The sequence below is a fragment of the Sphingomonas sp. genome, assembly GCF_048594985.1.
Lineage (GTDB): Bacteria > Pseudomonadota > Alphaproteobacteria > Sphingomonadales > Sphingomonadaceae > Sphingomonas_I.
This window is the reverse complement of record NZ_JBMDXG010000039.1, coordinates 1-2,107: the sequence shown is the minus strand read 5'-3', so window position 1 is coordinate 2,107 and position 2,107 is coordinate 1. Positions and strand designations below refer to the sequence as shown.

The 2,107-nt window shown below is 72.4% G+C and carries 2 protein-coding genes; both read left to right on the top strand.

Going from position 1 to position 2,107, the window contains the following annotated elements; all coding sequences use genetic code 11:
* A partial coding sequence (locus ACOJSF_RS01565; RefSeq protein WP_420140485.1) for a sugar kinase occupies nt 1–942 on the top strand: 942 nt, incomplete at its 5' end.
* Between the two features lie 60 nt (nt 943–1,002).
* The coding region (locus tag ACOJSF_RS01560; protein WP_420140484.1) for a TonB-dependent receptor plug domain-containing protein at nt 1,003–2,107 on the top strand (1,105 nt) is incomplete at its 3' end.

Here is a 2,107-nt window from a genome sequence, read left to right as displayed (position 1 = left end):
CTCCAGTCGCCCAACCTGACGGTGTGGGTCGCGGGGGCGGAGGCGAACGTGGCGACGGGGCTGGCCTGTCTCGATCATCCGACGCGGATGGTCAGCGCGCTGCCCGACGATCCGCTGGGCCAGGCGGCACGGCGCGCGCTTAGGGCGCAGGGCGTCGACGTCTCCGGGATCCGGACGCTTCCCGGGCGAATGGGCATTTATTACGTGACGCCCGGCGCCGGGTTGCGCGCGACCAACGTGATCTACGACCGCGCGCGCTCCGCCTTTGCCGAGGCCCCGGCCGACGGGTGGGATTGGGACGCGCTGCTCGCCGGCGCCGGGAGGCTCCACATGTCGGGCATCACCCCCGCGCTTGGGCCGGGCGGCACCGCCGCCGCGCTCGCCGCCGCCGATGCCGCCGCGAGGGCGGGCGTGCCGATCTCGTTCGACGGCAATTACCGTGCGCGGCTGTGGGAAGCGTGGGACGGCCGCCCACGCGACACGCTGACCGCGCTCGTCTCCCGTGCGGACATCCTGTTCGGCAACCATCGCGATGTGGCGCTACTGCTCGATCGCCATTTTTCGGGCGAGGGCGCCGACCGGCGGCGCGAAGCGGCCGAGGCGGCGTTCGCAGCCTTTCCCAACCTCCGCCTGATCGCGTCGACCGCGCGCCATGTCGAGGATACCGATCATCACCGCATCGCCGCGCGGGTCGATACGCCCGCGCGCGGCTTCCAGACCGACGAAGCGCGGATCGCGGGCATCGTCGATCGGATCGGTGCGGGCGACGCCTTCGCCGCCGGCGTGTTGCAAGGCCAGCAGGAAGGACAGTCGCTGGAGGATGTGGCGCGCTCCGGCCTCGCCCTCACCGCGCTCAAGCACAGCCTGCCGGGCGACGCGAGCCTGTTCGGCCGCGCCGATCTCGCCGCCTTCCTCGAAGGCGGGCTCGACGTCCGCCGCTGATCCTATAGGGTCGCGGATAATTTAATTCGCCAAACAGCTTAGCGACGGTAAGGGCCCGCCATGCCCGCTCTTCCGCCGCCCCCGCCCGCCGCCGAAATCGTCGTTACCGGACAGGGTCTGCCCGCGCTCGCCGGCGACGCCGCCTATGACGTGGTCACGATCGACCGCGCCCGCCTCACCTCGACCGCGTCGGGCCGGCTGGAGGATGTGCTGCGCGATGTTGCGGGCTTTCAGCAATATCGCCGGTCGGATGCGCGTTCGGCTCACCCGACAAGTCAGGGCGCGACGCTGCGCGGGCTCGGCGGCAACGCGTCCTCGCGCGCGCTGGTCGTGCTCGACGGCGTGCCGCAGATTGATCCGTTCGGCGGCTGGGTCACCTTCACCGCTTTCGATCCCGCGCGCCTCGGCCAGGTGCGCGTGACGCGCGGCGGCGGCAGCGGCGTGCTCGGGTCGGGCGCGCTTGCCGGCACGATCGAGATTTCGAGCGCGGGGCCCGACATGCTGCGCCCCGTCGAAGGCGCGTTCGCCTATGGCAGCCGCGATTCGATCAGCGCGGACGCCACGCTCTCCCGCCCGCTCGGCGGGGGCTTCGCCACCGTATCGGCCAGCTACGACCAGGGCGACGGCTTCATTCCGATCATCGCCTCGCAGCGCGGGCCCGCCGATCGCGCCGCCGACTATCGCCAGGGCACCTTCTCCGCGCGCGCGGTCGTGCCCACGGGGGCCGAGACCGAGCTTCAGGCCGCGATGCTGCTGCTGCGCGACGAGCGCAATCGCGGGCTCGACGGCACCGACAATGCCACCACGGGCGCCGACGCCAGCCTCCGCCTGATCGGCCATGGCCGCTGGGGGTTCGAAGCCCTGGGCTACGTCCAGATTCGTGAATTCTCGTCGGGCTTCGCCAGCGCCACCGCCGGCCGGACGGGCGTCACGCGCTCGCTCGATCAGTTCAGCGTCCCCGCGACCGGCCTCGGCGGGCGGATCGAATTGCGCCCGCCGCTTCCCGGCGGGATCGAGCTGCGCGTGGGCGGCGACACGCGCTACACCGAAGGCGCCACCAACGAGCGCTATACCTCTGTCGCGGGCCGGCCGACGCGGCTGCGCGAGGCGGGCGGCGAGACCACCACTGCCGGCCTGTTCGCGGACCTCAGCGTGCCGCTGGACG